Origin of the sequence: Bacillus sp. LBG-1-113 (assembly GCF_020708615.1) — a bacterium.
GTDB lineage: Bacteria > Bacillota > Bacilli > Bacillales > Bacillaceae > Bacillus > Bacillus mojavensis.
The window spans coordinates 347,373-363,399 of sequence record NZ_JAJFDG010000001.1; the positions used below are offsets into that span (position 1 = coordinate 347,373).

At 44.3% G+C, this 16,027-nt stretch carries 16 protein-coding genes; all 16 read left to right on the forward strand.

Annotation, left to right across the window (positions count from 1 at the left end; translation table 11 throughout):
* The first annotated feature begins 21 nt into the window (after window positions 1-21).
* The 16 genes from LJF29_RS01760 (at window position 22) to LJF29_RS01835 (ending at window position 15,986) form a co-directional block, all read left to right on the forward strand.
* Window positions 22-2,418, forward strand: a complete 2,397-nt coding sequence (locus tag LJF29_RS01760; RefSeq protein WP_229146661.1) for an ATP-dependent RecD-like DNA helicase — start codon at window positions 22-24, stop codon at window positions 2,416-2,418.
* Window positions 2,419-2,536: 118 nt separating this feature from the next.
* Entirely contained in the window at window positions 2,537-3,001 is a 465-nt protein-coding gene (locus tag LJF29_RS01765; RefSeq protein ID WP_010335111.1) for a PRC-barrel domain-containing protein, read from the forward strand.
* 10 nt (window positions 3,002-3,011) lie between these two features.
* Window positions 3,012-3,203: a hypothetical protein gene (locus LJF29_RS01770; RefSeq protein WP_010335110.1), complete on the forward strand. Its 192-nt coding sequence runs from the start codon at window positions 3,012-3,014 to the stop codon at window positions 3,201-3,203.
* A 21-nt stretch (window positions 3,204-3,224) separates the two neighbouring features.
* Entirely contained in the window at window positions 3,225-3,359 is a 135-nt protein-coding gene (locus tag LJF29_RS01775) for a YrzQ family protein (RefSeq protein ID WP_010335109.1), read from the forward strand.
* A 113-nt stretch (window positions 3,360-3,472) separates the two neighbouring features.
* On the forward strand, window positions 3,473-4,534 hold the full coding sequence (locus LJF29_RS01780; protein WP_229146669.1) for an AI-2E family transporter: 1,062 nt from the start codon (window positions 3,473-3,475) through the stop codon (window positions 4,532-4,534).
* Between the two features lie 333 nt (window positions 4,535-4,867).
* Window positions 4,868-7,504, forward strand: a complete 2,637-nt coding sequence (alaS, locus tag LJF29_RS01785) for an alanine--tRNA ligase (protein WP_229146670.1) — start codon at window positions 4,868-4,870, stop codon at window positions 7,502-7,504.
* Window positions 7,505-7,588: 84 nt separating this feature from the next.
* Entirely contained in the window at window positions 7,589-7,855 is a 267-nt protein-coding gene (locus LJF29_RS01790; protein ID WP_003225903.1) for an IreB family regulatory phosphoprotein, read from the forward strand.
* A 7-nt stretch (window positions 7,856-7,862) separates the two neighbouring features.
* Window positions 7,863-8,279 carry a Holliday junction resolvase RuvX gene (gene ruvX / locus LJF29_RS01795; RefSeq protein WP_229146671.1) on the forward strand — a complete coding sequence of 139 codons (417 nt, stop codon included), beginning with the start codon at window positions 7,863-7,865 and terminating at the stop codon, window positions 8,277-8,279.
* 17 nt (window positions 8,280-8,296) lie between these two features.
* Window positions 8,297-8,578 (forward strand): DUF1292 domain-containing protein, encoded by a 282-nt coding sequence (locus tag LJF29_RS01800; RefSeq protein ID WP_010335105.1) that lies wholly within the window; start codon window positions 8,297-8,299, stop codon window positions 8,576-8,578.
* A gap of 126 nt (window positions 8,579-8,704) precedes the next feature.
* Window positions 8,705-9,787, forward strand: coding sequence for an endolytic transglycosylase MltG (gene mltG / locus LJF29_RS01805; protein WP_229146677.1), 1,083 nt, complete (start codon window positions 8,705-8,707; stop codon window positions 9,785-9,787).
* Between the two features lie 151 nt (window positions 9,788-9,938).
* The gene (locus tag LJF29_RS01810; protein ID WP_168748337.1) at window positions 9,939-10,592 is read left to right on the forward strand and encodes an O-methyltransferase; all 654 of its coding nucleotides are present in this window, start codon (window positions 9,939-9,941) and stop codon (window positions 10,590-10,592) included.
* A gap of 5 nt (window positions 10,593-10,597) precedes the next feature.
* Entirely contained in the window at window positions 10,598-11,527 is a 930-nt protein-coding gene (locus LJF29_RS01815) for a peptidase U32 family protein (RefSeq protein ID WP_229146679.1), read from the forward strand.
* Window positions 11,528-11,545: 18 nt separating this feature from the next.
* Entirely contained in the window at window positions 11,546-12,814 is a 1,269-nt protein-coding gene (locus LJF29_RS01820) for a peptidase U32 family protein (RefSeq protein WP_095714641.1), read from the forward strand.
* 6 nt (window positions 12,815-12,820) lie between these two features.
* The gene (udk, locus tag LJF29_RS01825) at window positions 12,821-13,456 is read left to right on the forward strand and encodes a uridine kinase (protein ID WP_010335100.1); all 636 of its coding nucleotides are present in this window, start codon (window positions 12,821-12,823) and stop codon (window positions 13,454-13,456) included.
* 248 nt (window positions 13,457-13,704) lie between these two features.
* A complete protein-coding gene (greA, locus tag LJF29_RS01830; RefSeq protein WP_010335099.1) occupies window positions 13,705-14,178 on the forward strand; it encodes a transcription elongation factor GreA in 474 nt (157 codons plus the stop codon).
* Window positions 14,179-14,231: 53 nt separating this feature from the next.
* Window positions 14,232-15,986 carry a peptidoglycan D,D-transpeptidase FtsI family protein gene (locus tag LJF29_RS01835; protein ID WP_229146680.1) on the forward strand — a complete coding sequence of 585 codons (1,755 nt, stop codon included), beginning with the start codon at window positions 14,232-14,234 and terminating at the stop codon, window positions 15,984-15,986.
* Window positions 15,987-16,027 lie beyond the last annotated feature (41 nt).

Below are 16,027 nucleotides of genomic sequence, written 5' to 3' on the forward strand. Positions count from 1 at the left end.
GCTCAGGAGGAGGGACGGCTCGTGCAGCAGCACCCGGATCAGCTGAAAATGGAGGAGGAGCCCTTTTTAAAAGGGACAGTAAACACCGTCATTTATCATAATGACGCCAATTTATATACGGTTCTGAAAGTGAAAGTCACAGAGACCTCCGAAGCTATTGAAGATAAAGTCGTATCCGTGACGGGCTACTTCCCTGCGCTTCAAGAAGAAGAGACCTACACGTTTTACGGAAAAACCGTTACTCACCCAAAGTTCGGACTGCAATTTCAAGCTGAGCACTTCAAAAAGGAGATCCCAACAACAAAAGAAGGCGTCATTCAGTATTTGTCGAGCGATTTGTTTGAAGGAATCGGTAAAAAAACCGCTGAAGAGATTGTGAAAAAGCTGGGTGACAGAGCGATTAATAAAATTTTGGCTGATTCTTCAGTCCTTTATGATGTTCCGAGACTGTCAAAAAAGAAAGCTGACACCCTTGCCGGTGCCCTGCAGCGGCATCAGGGACTGGAGCAAATTATGATTTCGCTGAATCAATTTGGCTTCGGCCCTCAGCTGTCTATGAAAATCTACCAGGCCTATGAATCCGAGACGCTGGAAAAAATTCAGGAGAACCCTTATCAGCTTGTGAGAGACGTGGAAGGCATCGGGTTTGGAAAAGCAGATGAGCTCGGCGGAAGAATGGGGCTCTCAGGGAATCATCCTGAGCGGGTAAAAGCGGCTATTTTATACACGCTAGAAACGACATGCCTGTCAGAAGGGCATACGTACATAGAAACGAAACAGCTGATTATTGAAACCCAAACGCTGTTAAACCAGTCAGCGGCAGATGGGCAGCGCATTGCAGAAATGGATGCCGCTAACGCGATTATTGCGCTTGGAGAAAATAAGGATATTGTTATAGAAGATGAACGATGTTACTTTCCGTCGCTGTTTTTCGCTGAACAAAATGTGGCAAAGCGTGTGAAACAGATCGCAAGCCAAACTGAATATGACGACCAGTTTCCAGAATCAGAATTTCTGATGGCTTTGGGAGAATTGGAAGAGCGTATGAATGTTCAGTACGCGCCGAGTCAGAAGGAAGCGATACAAAAAGCGCTGTCGTCACCGATGCTTCTTTTAACGGGAGGACCGGGTACAGGAAAAACAACGGTAATCAGAGGCATTGTGGAATTGTATGGAGAACTTCACGGTGTTTCACTTGATCCGTCGGATTATAAAAAAGATGAAGCCTTTCCGATTGTGCTGGCCGCGCCTACAGGCAGAGCGGCGAAACGAATGAGTGAGTCAACTGGTCTTCCGGCTGTTACGATACATCGGCTGCTCGGCTGGAACGGTGCGGAAGGATTTACTCATACAGAGGACCAGCCAATTGAGGGGAAGCTTTTGATTATCGATGAAGCGAGTATGCTCGATATATGGCTTGCGAATCATTTGTTTAAAGCGATCCCTGACCATATTCAAATTATCATTGTCGGAGACGAAGACCAGCTGCCTTCCGTCGGACCAGGTCAAGTGCTCAGAGACCTTTTGGCATCCCAGGTGATTCCGACTGTAAGACTGACAGACATCTATCGACAAGCGGAAGGATCGTCCATTGTCGAGCTTGCCCACGAGATGAAAAACGGGCTGCTTCCAAATAACCTGACTGCTCCGACAAAGGATCGTTCCTTTATTCGCTGCGGTGGTTCGCAAATTAAAGAAGTGGTTGAGAAGGTTGTCGCGAATGCATTGAAAAAAGGATATACGGCAAAAGATATTCAGGTCCTCGCCCCGATGTACAGAGGGAAAGCTGGAATCAATGAACTGAATGTGATGCTGCAGGATATTTTAAACCCTCCAAAAGAAAAGCGGAGGGAAATTAAGTTCGGCGACGTTGTCTATAGAACCGGGGATAAAATTTTGCAGCTTGTCAATCAGCCGGAAAACAATGTGTTTAACGGCGACATTGGAGAAATCACTTCCATTTTCTATGCGAAGGAAAACACAGAAAAAGAAGACATGGCTGTTGTCTCTTTTGACGGCAATGAAATGACGTTTACGAAAAAAGACTTCAGTCAGTTTACTCATGCGTATTGCTGCTCTATTCATAAATCGCAGGGCAGTGAATTTCCGATCGTGGTTCTTCCTGTAGTGAAGGGCTACTATAGAATGCTCAGAAGAAACCTTCTATATACCGCTATCACGAGGGCGAAGAAATTTCTCATTTTATGCGGGGAAGAGGAAGCGCTGGAGTGGGGCGTGAAAAATAATGACGCGACTGTCAGACAGACCTCACTAAAAAACAGGCTGTCAGCGCAGGTGGCTGAAATGGATGCTAAGCTTGCAGCTTTGCAAAAAGAGCTCCCGTTCAGCGTGCACGACGCAAATATCGGAATGGAAGGCATTACGCCATTCGATTTTATGAAAGAAGAACAGCTGTAAAAGGGGCTCCCGTGTTTGCGGGGGCTTTTTTCATTGGGGGTGGAAGTGATTTCATCGTATGTGTCAAAGGTGAAAAGCAAAACCTAAGCCTGTTCAACAAAAGGTGGTTGATCACACTTTGAGAACATGCCATGAGGTAGAAGGATTTCCTGTATATTCAGAACAAACTTCTGTTTATCTTGGGACGATTTCTGATATTTGTTTTTCTCTTGAAGGAAATTGTCTCGGATTTATTCTTGAACAAAAACGTCTTTTTCATAACCATCATGCGCTTTTACGTGCATGTGATATCAGTTGCATTCTTCATGACCGGATATTGGCTGCAGTCAATGCAGAGCAGCTTCTGCCTCTTCCGAAATCATGCTTCACATATGAGCAGATGAAAATGAAGCTCGTGAAATCGCAAGAGGGTGATATTTTGGGGATGCTGGAAGATGTATACTTTTGTTTGGACAGGGGCATAATCGTAGCATATGAACTCTCGGACGGTTTCTTTTCTGACTTGGCGGGATGTAAACGCCACATCCAAAGAGCAGATTCGCTTGTAGAGGTGCGGAAAGACGAGATCGTTCTGAACGGATAGAGGTGTGAGTATGCTTATATGCCCGAACTGCAAAAGTAAGGACATCGGGAAAATCGGCGTGAACCAATATTATTGCTGGGGCTGTTTCATTGAGCTGACAGTGGTCAAAGGGAAGATTGAAACTCATCAAGTGGAAGAAGACGGAACGCTAAGCAGCCTGGATGATTTGTTTTCTGAGGATGAACGCAGCATCAATTTTTAATATCGAAAGGAGATGCGCAGGATGAATCGGACAATGACTTCTCTTTTGGCGATGGGAGCTGGGGCTCTCGTGTACCGAATGGCGACTCAATCTGACATGCTGAATAATAATCGAAGCATGAAGCGGATGAGAAAAAAAATGATGAAAATGTTTTAAGGAATGAAGGATACTCTCTTTAGAGTATCCTTTTTATGTAAGCCGTCGTGAAGGGGAAACATAAAAGAATAATTCCTTATAATCCTCAAAAGATATAGGAGAGGTGAAAGCAGATGCTCCAGAAACCGGTGCAGCTTTTGTTATGGGTGGCCATTTGTTTATTGGTCCTGTTAACAGTCTATGTCTTTTGTATGCTTGATATGTTATGGTCTCCCCTGTGGCTCGTCATAAAATCAATCTTTATTCCCTTGATCATTTCTATTTTTATTTCTTATTTATTACTGCCGGTCACTGAGTGGCTTCATGACAAAGGTCTGCCAAGGACTTTAAGCATTTTGGTGATTTACGTCCTTTTTTTTGGCGGACTGGGCTGGGCATTATATAAAGGTGTGCCTGTTCTAATCGTGCAGCTGACGGATCTGTCAGAAAATATACCTATGTTTGCCGAGACGTACAATGGGCTCCTTCTCCATGTGCATAACCATACAGATGACTGGCCGGACGGCATGCATCAGCGCATAGACAAAATGATTAGGCAGACAGAGGCGTTTTTCGCCGGCACAATCGAAGGGGCAATCAGCGGAATCCGTAAAGTGCTCGACTATTTCTTAATTGCGGCAACGATTCCTTTTCTCGTGTTTTATATGGTCAAGGACATCGAATTGATGAAAAAAACGGTGTGGTATTTGACGCCGAAGTCGTGGAGGAAGCGGGGCAGCGCTTTTTTGCTAGATGTAGATGATTCTCTCGGTGATTACATTCGCGGCCAGCTGCTCGTCTGCTTGATTCTCGGAGCCGTAGCCGGTATCACATTTTGGATATTTGGCCTTCCATATCCGCTGATACTGGGTCTTATCTCGGGTATTACGAATGTCATCCCGTACTTCGGGCCCTTTATCGGCGCTGTTCCTGCGCTTTTAATTGCGATGACGATTTCTGTGAAGGCCGTCCTTGTCGTTGTCATTACGGTGTTCGTGCTTCAATTTTTGGAAGGGAATGTCCTCAGTCCGTTCATTGTCGGCAGAAGCCTCAAGATGCACCCTGTAGTGATTATGCTTGCGCTTCTTGCCGGAGGAGAGCTGGCGGGGATTGTCGGCATGATTCTGGCAGTGCCTGCTACGGCTGTTTTAAAGGTGATGATGATCCATTTTCTGCGGATGCGGACGGAGCATTGACATTGGCGTGCCGCTTGTCTATAATTTCTCGTAGAATACATACGAATCTCGAGTGACGGATCTGAGTACGCCGAAGCCCTGTTAAAGAGAGAAGCTCCGTAAGCTGAAAGGAGCTTTATCAGAAGATCGGAGGAAGCTAATCCTGAGTGCAGTTAATCGCTGCCGCACATCCTGCGTTATGGGATGAAAGGTGACGGGCGAATCATAAGGCCCGTAATCAGGGTGGTACCGCGAGACAGCTCTCGTCCCTGTGTAAACGTGTGGTTTGCATAGGGGGAGGGCTTTTTTGCTGTCACTGAAGAGAATTTCGATTTTTATAGAGGAGGAAATACAATGAAACACTTAACTTCTGCTGAAGTGCGTCAAATGTTTTTGGATTTCTTTAAAGAAAAAGGACATGCTGTAGAGCCGAGCGCGTCATTAGTGCCGCATGAAGATCCTTCACTGCTTTGGATCAACAGCGGTGTTGCGACGCTGAAAAAATATTTTGACGGCCGCGTTGTGCCGGAAAATCCGAGAATCGTAAACGCTCAAAAAGCAATCAGAACAAACGATATTGAAAATGTGGGTAAAACCGCGCGCCATCACACATTCTTTGAAATGCTTGGAAACTTTTCCATCGGCGATTACTTTAAAGAAGAAGCGATCACATGGGCTTGGGAGTTTTTAACGAGTGACAAGTGGATTGGTTTTGATGAAGAGCTTCTTTCTGTGACGGTTCATCCGGAAGATGAAGAAGCATATGAATTTTGGGCGAAAAAAATCGGTATCCCGGAAGAAAGAATTATTCGCCTGGAAGGGAACTTCTGGGACATCGGCGAAGGGCCGAGCGGACCGAACACAGAAATTTTCTACGACCGCGGTGAAGCGTACGGCAACGATCCAGATGATCCAGAGCTTTATCCTGGGGGAGAAAATGACCGTTACCTTGAAGTATGGAACCTTGTATTCTCTGAGTTCAACCATAACCCGGACGGCACCTATACGCCGCTTCCAAAGAAAAACATTGATACAGGCATGGGACTTGAAAGAATGGTATCTGTCATCCAGAATGTCCCGACAAACTTCGATACTGATTTGTTTGTCCCAATCATCAAAGCGACAGAAACGATTTCTGGTGAAGCATACGGCCAAGACAATGTAAAAGACACTGCATTTAAAGTCATCGCCGACCACATCAGAACGGTTGCTTTTGCTGTCAGTGACGGGGCGCTTCCGTCTAATGAAGGACGCGGCTATGTATTAAGACGTTTATTGCGCCGCGCTGTGCGTTATGCCAAAACGATCAATATCAACCGTCCGTTCATGTACGATCTTGTTCCGGTTGTTGCTGAGATCATGGCTGCTTTCTACCCTGAAGTCAAAGAGAAGGAAGAATTCATCTCAAAAGTCATTAAAACAGAGGAAGAACGCTTCCACGAAACACTGAATGAAGGGCTTGCCATCTTGTCAGAAATGATCAAAAAGGAAAAAGATAAGGGCAGCAGCGTCATTTCAGGTGCGGATGTGTTTAAACTTTACGACACGTACGGATTCCCAGTTGAACTGACTGAAGAATATGCGGAAGACGAGAACATGACAGTTGACCATAAAGGTTTTGAAGAAGAAATGAACCAGCAGCGCGAGCGGGCCAGAAATGCACGTCAGGATGTCGGCAGCATGCAGGTGCAGGGCGGCGCATTACGCGACGTAACAGAAGAAAGCACATTTGTCGGCTACTCCCAAACAAAGGCTGATGCCAATGTGATTGTGCTTCTGCGGGACGGCCAGTTAATTGAAGAAGCACATGAAGGCGAAACTGTACAGATCATTCTTGACGAAACACCTTTCTATGCGGAAAGCGGCGGTCAAATCGGCGACAAAGGCTTTTTACGCAGCGAGCAGGCAGTGGTAAAAGTGAAAGATGTGCAAAAAGCGCCGAACGGCCAGCATGTGCATGAAGGTGTTGTCGAGAGCGGAATCGTTCAAAAAGGCATGCATGTAACAGCTGAGGTTGAAGATCATATGAGAAGCGGCGTCATTAAAAACCATACGGCAACGCACTTATTGCACCAGGCATTGAAAGATGTTCTCGGAACGCATGTCAATCAGGCAGGCTCTCTTGTAACTGAAAACCGCCTTCGTTTCGACTTCTCACACTTCGGGCAAGTGACAAAAGAAGAGCTCGAACGAATTGAAGTTATTGTAAACGAAAAGATTTGGGCAAGCATTCCGGTCAGCATAGATTTGAAACCGATCGCTGAAGCAAAAGAAATGGGAGCTATGGCTCTGTTCGGAGAAAAATACGGTGATATTGTAAGGGTTGTTCAAGTCGGAGATTACAGCCTTGAGCTTTGCGGCGGATGCCATGTCAGCAACACAGCGGAAATCGGCTTATTTAAAATCGTATCTGAGTCTGGAATCGGAGCTGGCACTAGACGGATTGAAGCTGTAACAGGACAAGGCGCTTACGTAGAAATGAACAGCCAGATCTCCGTTTTGAAGCAGACTGCCGACGAACTGAAAACAAATATCAAAGAAGTGCCGAAACGCGTTGCTGCGCTGCAGGCTGAGCTGAAGGAAGCGCAAAGAGAAAATGAATCTCTTCTGGCGAAACTCGGCAACGTTGAAGCAGGCGCCATACTATCAAAAGTAAAAGAAGTTGATGGTGTCAGCGTGCTTGCGGAAAAGGTAAACGCCAAAGATATGAACCATCTCCGTACAATGGTTGATGAACTGAAAGCAAAAATCGGCTCTGCGGTCATCGTGCTTGGCGCTGTGCAAAATGATAAAGTCAATATTTCTGCCGGTGTTACTAAGGATCTGATTGAAAAAGGCCTTCATGCCGGCAAGCTTGTTAAACAAGCCGCGGAAGTTTGCGGCGGAGGCGGCGGAGGCCGTCCGGACATGGCACAGGCAGGCGGAAAGCAGCCGGAAAAATTAGAAGAGGCCTTGGCTTCTGTAGAAGATTGGGTGAAATCCGTTTTATAATTTGCCCATGTAGTGTAGAATGATGGTAAGATAAGGACCCCAGGCTGAACTTTGCCTGCGAATTTGGGAAAGAGGTGCAAAACGGTGAGCTCGTTTGATAAAACGATGAAATTTAATTTCTCCGATGATTCTGCCGAAACTAACGTAAATGAGGTGCTGATTACAGTGTATGACGCGCTTCAGGAAAAGGGCTACAATCCAATCAATCAGATTGTCGGATACTTGCTGTCAGGTGATCCCGCTTATATTCCTAGGCATCGTGACGCTCGCAATTTAATTCGCAAACTTGAAAGAGACGAATTAATCGAGGAATTGGTGAAGTCTTATTTAGAACAGCATAAAGAGGCGTAAATAAACAATGAGAATATTAGGGCTCGATTTAGGAACCAAAACACTCGGTGTTGCTCTGAGCGACGAAATGGGCTGGACTGCTCAAGGCATTGAGACCATAAAGATAAATGAAGCAGAGGGCGATTACGGATTAACTCGTTTATCTGAACTGACAAAAGACTATACTATAGATAAGATCGTGCTCGGCTTTCCTAAAAACATGAATGGAACTGTCGGCCCGAGAGGCGAAGCCAGCCAAGCATTTGCGAAAGTGCTTGAAACCACGTACAATGTACCTGTTGTGCTGTGGGACGAGCGTCTTACCACAATGGCGGCTGAAAAAATGCTGATTGCCGCTGATGTCAGCAGGCAGAAACGAAAAAAAGTCATTGATAAAATGGCGGCTGTTATGATTCTGCAAGGATATCTTGACAGTTTAAATTAAAGCCAGAGGTGAATATAATGGAACACGGCGAAAAAAATATTACAATTGTTGACGATCAAGGAAATGAACAGCTTTGCGAAGTGCTGTTTACATTTGAAAACGAAGAGTTTGGCAAATCTTATGTTTTGTACTACCCAATTGAAACAAAGAATGACGAAGAAGTAGAAATTCTTGCTTCCAGCTTTACGCCAAACGAAGATGGTGAAGACGGCGAACTATTCCCGATCGAAACCGATGAAGAATGGGATATGATCGAAGAGACATTAAACACGTTTTTAGCGGAAGAAGACGAAGAGTAAAACCGCGCAAAAGCCGGAGCCTATACTGCTCCGGCTTTTTTTCTGCTTATCAAGAGACGTTTTTTTGTAATAAATTGCCGAAACAGCATGAATCATGTAGTATAAAAGCTGATGGGAGGAGACCTTATGTATATTAATCAGCAAAAAAAATCATTTCTAAATAAAAAAAGAATTGTACTGTCTTCCGTTATTGTGCTGCTTCTCATCATAGGCGGAGCATTTTTATATGGGAAATCACTTCTGGAACCTGTTGAAAAAAACAATAAAACGACAGTTAATATTAACATTCCGAGCGGATCATCTGTATCTGCGATCGCATCGATTTTGAAGGAAAACAATGTCATAAAAAGTGAAAAGGCATTTCAGTACTATGTGAAATATAAAAAAGCTTCGGGATTCCAAGCCGGGTACTATCATCTGAACAAAGGAATGGATCTGGATGCCATTATCAAGAAGCTGACAAACGGGGCTACAAGCTACGCCTTTCAAATTACAGTGCCTGAGGGGAAACAGCTGACACAAATCGCCACAGCCATTGCTGAGGAAACGAAATACTCAACAAAACAGGTCATGGCAAAGCTGGACGATAGAACGTTTATCAATCAGCTGAAAAAGGAATTTCCGGGCACCGTTACAAACGATGTTTTTCAGAAAAATATAAAGCATCCGCTGGAAGGATACCTATTCCCGGCTACATATCCATTCCACGATCCGGATACGTCGCTTGAGGACATCATAACTGAGATGATGAAACAGACAGATTCTTATGTGAAGACATACAAAACAGAAATGAAGAAAGAAAAGCTTTCTGTGCATAAGCTGCTGACGATGGCTTCTTTGATCGAAGAGGAAGCGACTGAAAAAGCCGATCGCCATAAAATATCCAGCGTCTTTTATAACAGGCTGAAAAAGAAAATGCCGCTTCAGACAGATCCGACCGTCTTGTATGCGGCTGGCAAACATAAAGACCGGGTGCTTTATAAGGACCTTGAAATCGATTCGCCGTACAATACGTACAAAAACACCGGTCTGCCGCCAGGTCCGATTGCCAATGCCGGAATGTCTTCTTGGGAAGCGGCGCTTCATCCGGATAAAACGGACTATCTGTACTTTTTAGCAAAATCAAACGGTGAGGTCGTATTTACGAAAACATTAAAAGAACATAATAAAGCAAAAGAAAAATATATTTCGGCAAAAAATCAGAAATAAAAGGAGAGCAAAAGCTCTCCTTTTATTCGCATTTCGTAAGGTTTTATGATAAAATATATCGGGTTGTTTACTAACGTATACAAGTTGTGCTCAGAGAGTGTCCTGTGTCAAAGACTGGGGCACTCCTTTTTAGAACGGGAGGCTGTTTGTTGTGACAGACCGCTATGAACAAATAAATGACTATATAGAAGCATTATTGAAGCCTCAGCCGGATAACGTGAGGAAGCTGGAAGCATATGCGGAAGAACATCATGTTCCGATTATGGAAAAAGCGGGTATAGAAGTGCTGCTCCAAATCTTGTCAGTCAAACAGGCGAAGAAAATACTGGAGATCGGAACGGCTATCGGTTACTCGGCCATTCGAATGGCGCTGGCACTGCCGTCTGCAGAAATATATACGATTGAACGCAATGAGACACGCCATGAGGAAGCTGTTCACAACATAAAGGATTTTCAGCTTGATGACCGAATCCATGTGTTTTACGGGGACGCGCTTGAATTAGCAGAAGCCGTTCATGTCACAGCGCCATATGATGTGATTTTCATTGATGCTGCTAAAGGTCAATATCAAAACTTTTTTCACTTATATGAACCGATGCTTTCGCCAGACGGGGTGATTTTAACAGACAATGTGCTGTTTAAAGGTCTGGTGGCAGAGGATTACAGCAAAATAGAATCAAAAAGAAGGCGCAGGCTGGTATCGAAAATCGATGAGTATAATCATTGGCTGATGAATCATCCGGATTATCAAACTGCGATTATCCCTGTTGGGGACGGGCTTGCGATTAGTAAAAAGAAGAGGTGAACGTCATGAAAAAACCAGAGCTCTTAGTCACACCGACAAGTACGGCAGACATTTTGCCGTTGATTCAGGCGGGGGCAACTGCGTTTTTAGTTGGGGAACAGAGATACGGTCTGAGATTAGCGGGGGAATTTTCTCGTGAAGAGGTAAGGAAAGCTGTAGACATTGCCCATAACGAAGGAGCAAAAGTATACGTTGCCGTAAACGGAATTTTTCATAACGATAAAGTGGGAGAACTTGGCGATTATCTTGCTTTCTTAGCGGAAACGGGCGTTGATGCAGCTGTATTCGGCGACCCTGCCGTTCTTATGGCTGCGCGTGAATCAGCGCCGGATCTGAAGCTTCATTGGAGCACAGAAACGACAGGAACCAACTATTACACATGCAACTACTGGGGACGTAAAGGCGCGGCTCGATCTGTGCTTGCCAGAGAATTAAATATGGACAGCATTGTCGAGATCAAAGAAAACGCAGAAGTTGAAATTGAAGTTCAGGTGCATGGAATGACCTGCATGTTCCAATCGAAACGTTCCTTGATCGGAAACTATTTCGAATACCAGGGCAAAGTCATGGACATTGAAAGAAAGAAAAAAGAATCCGGCATGTTCCTGCATGATAAGGAGCGCCATAACAAATATCCGATTTTCGAAGATGAGAACGGCACACATATCATGAGCCCGAACGATGTGTGTATCATTGATGAACTTGAAGATCTAATAGATGCGGGAGTCGATTCGTTCAAAATCGACGGTGTTCTGAAATCATCTGAATACTTAGTGGAAGTCACCAGCATGTACAAAGAAGCGATTGATCTGTGTGCGGAAAACCGTGACGAATATGAAGCGAAAAAAGAAGACTGGATCGAACGCATTGAAAACATTCAGCCAGTAAACAGAAAAATAGATACCGGCTTCTTCTTTAAAGAAACGGTTTATTAATGAAAAGGAGGTTACGCTATGACTGCCGTAAATGATAAGATTTCTAAAATAGTTGATGGTAAGCGTGTGATTACGAAAAAGCCAGAGCTTCTCGCGCCTGCGGGGAATCTTGAAAAACTGAAAATTGCTGTACATTACGGAGCGGACGCCGTCTTTATCGGAGGGCAGGAATACGGGCTTCGTTCGAATGCGGATAACTTTACGATTGAAGAAATCGCAGAGGGCGTGGAATTTGCGAAAAAATACGGCGCGAAAATTTACGTCACAACAAATATTTTTGCTCATAACGAGAATATTGATGGGCTTGAAGAATATTTAAAAGCTCTCGGCGACGCCAACGTTGCCGGCATCATTGTGGCCGATCCGCTTATTATCGAAACCTGCCGCAGAGTAGCGCCTCACGTTGAGGTTCATTTGAGCACGCAGCAATCTCTCTCCAACTGGAAGGCTGTTCAGTTCTGGAAGGAAGAAGGGCTTGACCGTGTGGTGCTGGCCCGTGAGACAAGCGCGCTCGAAATCAGAGAAATGAAAGAAAAAGTAGATATCGAAATTGAATCCTTTATCCACGGTGCGATGTGTATTGCATACTCCGGCCGCTGTGTCCTGAGCAATCACATGACAGCCCGCGATTCCAACCGCGGAGGCTGCTGCCAGTCATGCCGCTGGGATTATGATTTATATCAAACCGACGGGGCCAATGCCGTTGCTTTATACAGTGAAGAAGATGCTCCGTTTGCAATGAGTCCGAAAGACTTGAAGCTGATTGAGTCGATTCCGAAAATGATTGAAATGGGCATCGACAGCTTAAAGATTGAAGGACGGATGAAATCCATTCACTACGTAGCGACAGTTGTCAGCGTATATCGTAAAGTAATTGACGCTTATTGCGCTGATCCCGATAACTTTGTGATTCAAAAAGAATGGCTGGAAGAGCTTGATAAATGCGCCAACCGTGACACTGCGACAGCCTTCTTCGAAGGAACGCCAGGCTATGAAGAGCAAATGTTCGGCGAGCACGGCAAAAAAACAACATTTGATTTTGTCGGCTTAGTGCTGAATTATGATGAGGATACACAAATGGTCACTCTTCAGCAGCGCAATTTCTTCAAAAAAGGTGACGAAGTGGAATTTTTCGGTCCGGAAATCGAAAACTTTACACATACGATTGAAACCATTTGGGACGAAGACGGAAATGAGCTAGACGCTGCCCGCCATCCCCTGCAAATTGTCAAATTCAAATTAGACAAAAAGATTTATCCGAGCAACATGATGAGAAAGGGGAAGTAATCACCCATGGGTAAGAGTCCAGTAGTCATTGGAATCGCAGGAGGTTCCGGTTCAGGAAAAACGAGTGTCACACGTTCAATTTATGAACAATTCAAAGGACACTCGATTTTAATGATCCAGCAAGACCTCTATTATAAAGACCAAAGCCATCTTCCATTTGAAGAAAGGCTGAATACAAACTATGATCATCCGCTTGCGTTTGATAATGACTATTTAATCGAGCATATTCAAGATCTATTGAATTACCGTCCGATTGAAAAGCCGATTTACGATTATAAGCTCCACACACGGTCGGAAGAAACGGTTCACGTAGAGCCGAAAGACGTGATTATTCTTGAAGGCATTCTTGTTCTTGAAGATAAAAGGCTGCGCGACCTGATGGATATCAAGCTTTATGTAGACACAGACGCTGACTTGCGCATCATCAGACGGATTATGAGAGATATTAATGAGCGCGGGCGCTCTATTGATTCTGTCATTGAACAATATGTGTCTGTTGTCCGCCCGATGCACAATCAATTCGTTGAGCCGACAAAGCGGTACGCTGATATTATTATCCCGGAAGGCGGACAAAATCACGTTGCAATTGATCTGATGGTCACAAAAATTCAAACCATTCTTGAACAAAACGCGATTTTGTAATACCATAGCATAGACATAAATAACTCTGACCATATTATGTATAGGCAGGAAGGGGATGTAAAATTCCCTTCTTTCCCTGTTTATAAACGCGAAATATTTGCAGAACCACAAGATTCAGTTTAAGATAAACAGTACCAATATGGGAGAGAAGAACGAGGACTGCCCTGTGTTCTCATTCTTGTATTTTTAGTTTATGCTCTCATACATAATCGAAGATGTTGAGGGACAACCAGAAGGAGTGAAGGGACATGGCACAAGAGAAAGTTTTTCCTATGACTGTAGAAGGAAAACAAAAACTTGAACAAGAATTAGAATATTTGAAAACGGTTAAACGAAAAGAAGTAGTAGAGCGCATCAAAATCGCGAGAAGTTTCGGGGATCTTTCCGAAAACTCTGAATACGACTCAGCGAAAGAAGAGCAGGCATTCGTAGAGGGCCGTGTAACGACTCTTGAGAATATGATCCGCAATGCGAAAATCATTGAAGATGACGGCGGCTCTAACGTTGTCGGTTTAGGGAAAACCGTCACTTTCGTCGAACTGCCTGATGGCGATGAAGAATCTTATACAATCGTCGGAAGCGCAGAAGCTGATCCGTTTGAAGGAAAAATTTCAAACGATTCGCCGATTGCTAAAAGCCTGCTTGGCAAAAAAGTAGATGATGAAGTCACAGTTCAGACACCGGGCGGAGAAATGCTCGTGAAAATTGTGAAAATTTCATAATATCCGTTTAACAAAGAAACACCTCGTCCACAATGTGGGTGAGGTGTTTTTTTATGAAGATATCGAAACGAATGAAGCTGGCTGTTCTGGCTTTTTTAATCGTGTTTTTTCTGCTTCTGCTGAGGCTGGCGGAAATTCAGCTGTTTTTCACAGAATCATTTTCTAAAAAGAAAATTAATTTAATACAGGAAAGTGTTAATCAGCGAACGGAGGAAGTACTCATTTCTGACGGCAGAGGATCGTTTTTAGATCGAAACGGCCAGGCACTGACTGGCACAAGCGAGCCTGCGGTTGTCTTGTTCCCTTTTCTGTTAACACAGGATTGGCCGATTAAAAAAGTCGCAGAGATTCTCGGCATGTCTGAAGGTGATTTGCATCAGACTCTTGCAAAATCGAAAAAACCAGTCATTTTACATCAAAAGAAAATCAAAACACTTTCGAAGGAATCTATTACAAAAATCAATTCTTTGAAATATCCTGGCATTTACGGCGTATATATGGAGAATGAAGACAAGCCCAGTCTTGCCTCGCATACGATAGGCACAACCAATCAAGATCCGGCGCTTCTCCGCAGTAAGTATCCTGATAAGGAAAACCTGCCGATTAAAACGAAAATCGGCACAACTGGTTTAGAGCGGACATTTGATGAGTTTTTGCTTCCGGAACAGGACACGAAGCTTTTGTATCATGTGGACGGAAAAGGAAACCCTTTGTTCGGCATGGACGTCAAATATACTGCTGAGGCCAACTCATTTTATCCGCTGCAAGTCAAAACAACAATTGATCACAGCATTCAAAAAGCGATAGAAGGCATACTAGATGATCAGGGGCTGAAAAAAGGAGGAGCGGTGCTGCTGGACATCGAAAAGAGCAGTGTATTGGGCATCGTAAGCAAACCGGATGCCGATGTGTCCAGGCAAAACACGCTTCAAAATTACATGCTGACGCCAATCTATCCCGGCTCCGTTTTTAAAACTGTGATAGCGGCAGCTGCGATTGAGCAAAACGCGGTAAAGCCGAGTCAAACCTTTAATTGCAATTTAAACCTGTACGGCGAACCGGGGGACGATAAAGGAACCCTGTCCTTTGAAGAAAGTTTCGCGCAAAGCTGCAATTACACGTTTACAAGTCTTGCCGAACAATTAATGAAGAAAGACCATTCCGTCATTGAAGACATGTCAGAAAAGCTGTCCCTTACAGATCGGGCAGGCTGGGAAGGGAAACTGTACCACGAGTCAGATTTCCGCCAATTCTATAATGAAAAAAGCGGCGTGATTTGGGGGGATGAAAAAGACAAATCAGTCAAAAAAGCAATTGCGCAAACAGCGATCGGGCAGAAAAATGTAAAGGTAACGCCGCTCGAGGTAGCTAATATGATGGCGACAATCGCCCGCGGCGGAGAAAAGCGGCAGATCAAAATCGCAGAGCAGATTGAATACAAAAATGGTACGACGCTTGTGAAGTTTAAAGATCAGAAGCTCAAAGGAGAAACGATAGACAAATATACGGCGCAGCAGCTTCAAAAAATGCTGCGGCGGGTGGTGGAATCTCCTGCCGGAACGGGCAGAAGGTTTCAGGATCTTTCGTATACTGTAGCAGGGAAGTCAGGCACCGCCCAGACAGGAAAGCTTTCTAAAGATAAAGAAACGCTTTATGAAAAATGGTTTGCCGGGTATTTTCCCGCGGATAAGCCGAAATACGCGCTTGTCGTTTTACACATGGATACGCCGGGGGATAAGGCTCTGACAAATTCGGTGTTTTATGATATTGTTAAAAAAGTACACGAAATTGAAATCAATCAGAAATAGAACAACTTCTCAGCACATGATAAAATATATGCTGAGCCAAG

Bases quoted from the DNA above. Each gene is read 5' to 3' on its own strand.
- mltG (WP_229146677.1), top strand. From the start codon at position 8,705: ATGTATATTAATCAGCAAAAAAAATCATTTCTAAATAAAAAAAGAATT.
- LJF29_RS01820 (WP_095714641.1), top strand. From the start codon at position 11,546: ATGACTGCCGTAAATGATAAGATTTCTAAAATAGTTGATGGTAAGCGT.
- LJF29_RS01775 (WP_010335109.1), top strand. From the start codon at position 3,225: ATGAATCGGACAATGACTTCTCTTTTGGCGATGGGAGCTGGGGCTCTC.
- LJF29_RS01835 (WP_229146680.1), top strand. From the start codon at position 14,232: ATGAAGATATCGAAACGAATGAAGCTGGCTGTTCTGGCTTTTTTAATC.
- udk (WP_010335100.1), top strand. From the start codon at position 12,821: ATGGGTAAGAGTCCAGTAGTCATTGGAATCGCAGGAGGTTCCGGTTCA.
- ruvX (WP_229146671.1), top strand. From the start codon at position 7,863: ATGAGAATATTAGGGCTCGATTTAGGAACCAAAACACTCGGTGTTGCT.
- greA (WP_010335099.1), top strand. From the start codon at position 13,705: ATGGCACAAGAGAAAGTTTTTCCTATGACTGTAGAAGGAAAACAAAAA.
- LJF29_RS01815 (WP_229146679.1), top strand. From the start codon at position 10,598: ATGAAAAAACCAGAGCTCTTAGTCACACCGACAAGTACGGCAGACATT.
- LJF29_RS01770 (WP_010335110.1), top strand. From the start codon at position 3,012: ATGCTTATATGCCCGAACTGCAAAAGTAAGGACATCGGGAAAATCGGC.
- LJF29_RS01780 (WP_229146669.1), top strand. From the start codon at position 3,473: ATGCTCCAGAAACCGGTGCAGCTTTTGTTATGGGTGGCCATTTGTTTA.
- LJF29_RS01800 (WP_010335105.1), top strand. From the start codon at position 8,297: ATGGAACACGGCGAAAAAAATATTACAATTGTTGACGATCAAGGAAAT.
- alaS (WP_229146670.1), top strand. From the start codon at position 4,868: ATGAAACACTTAACTTCTGCTGAAGTGCGTCAAATGTTTTTGGATTTC.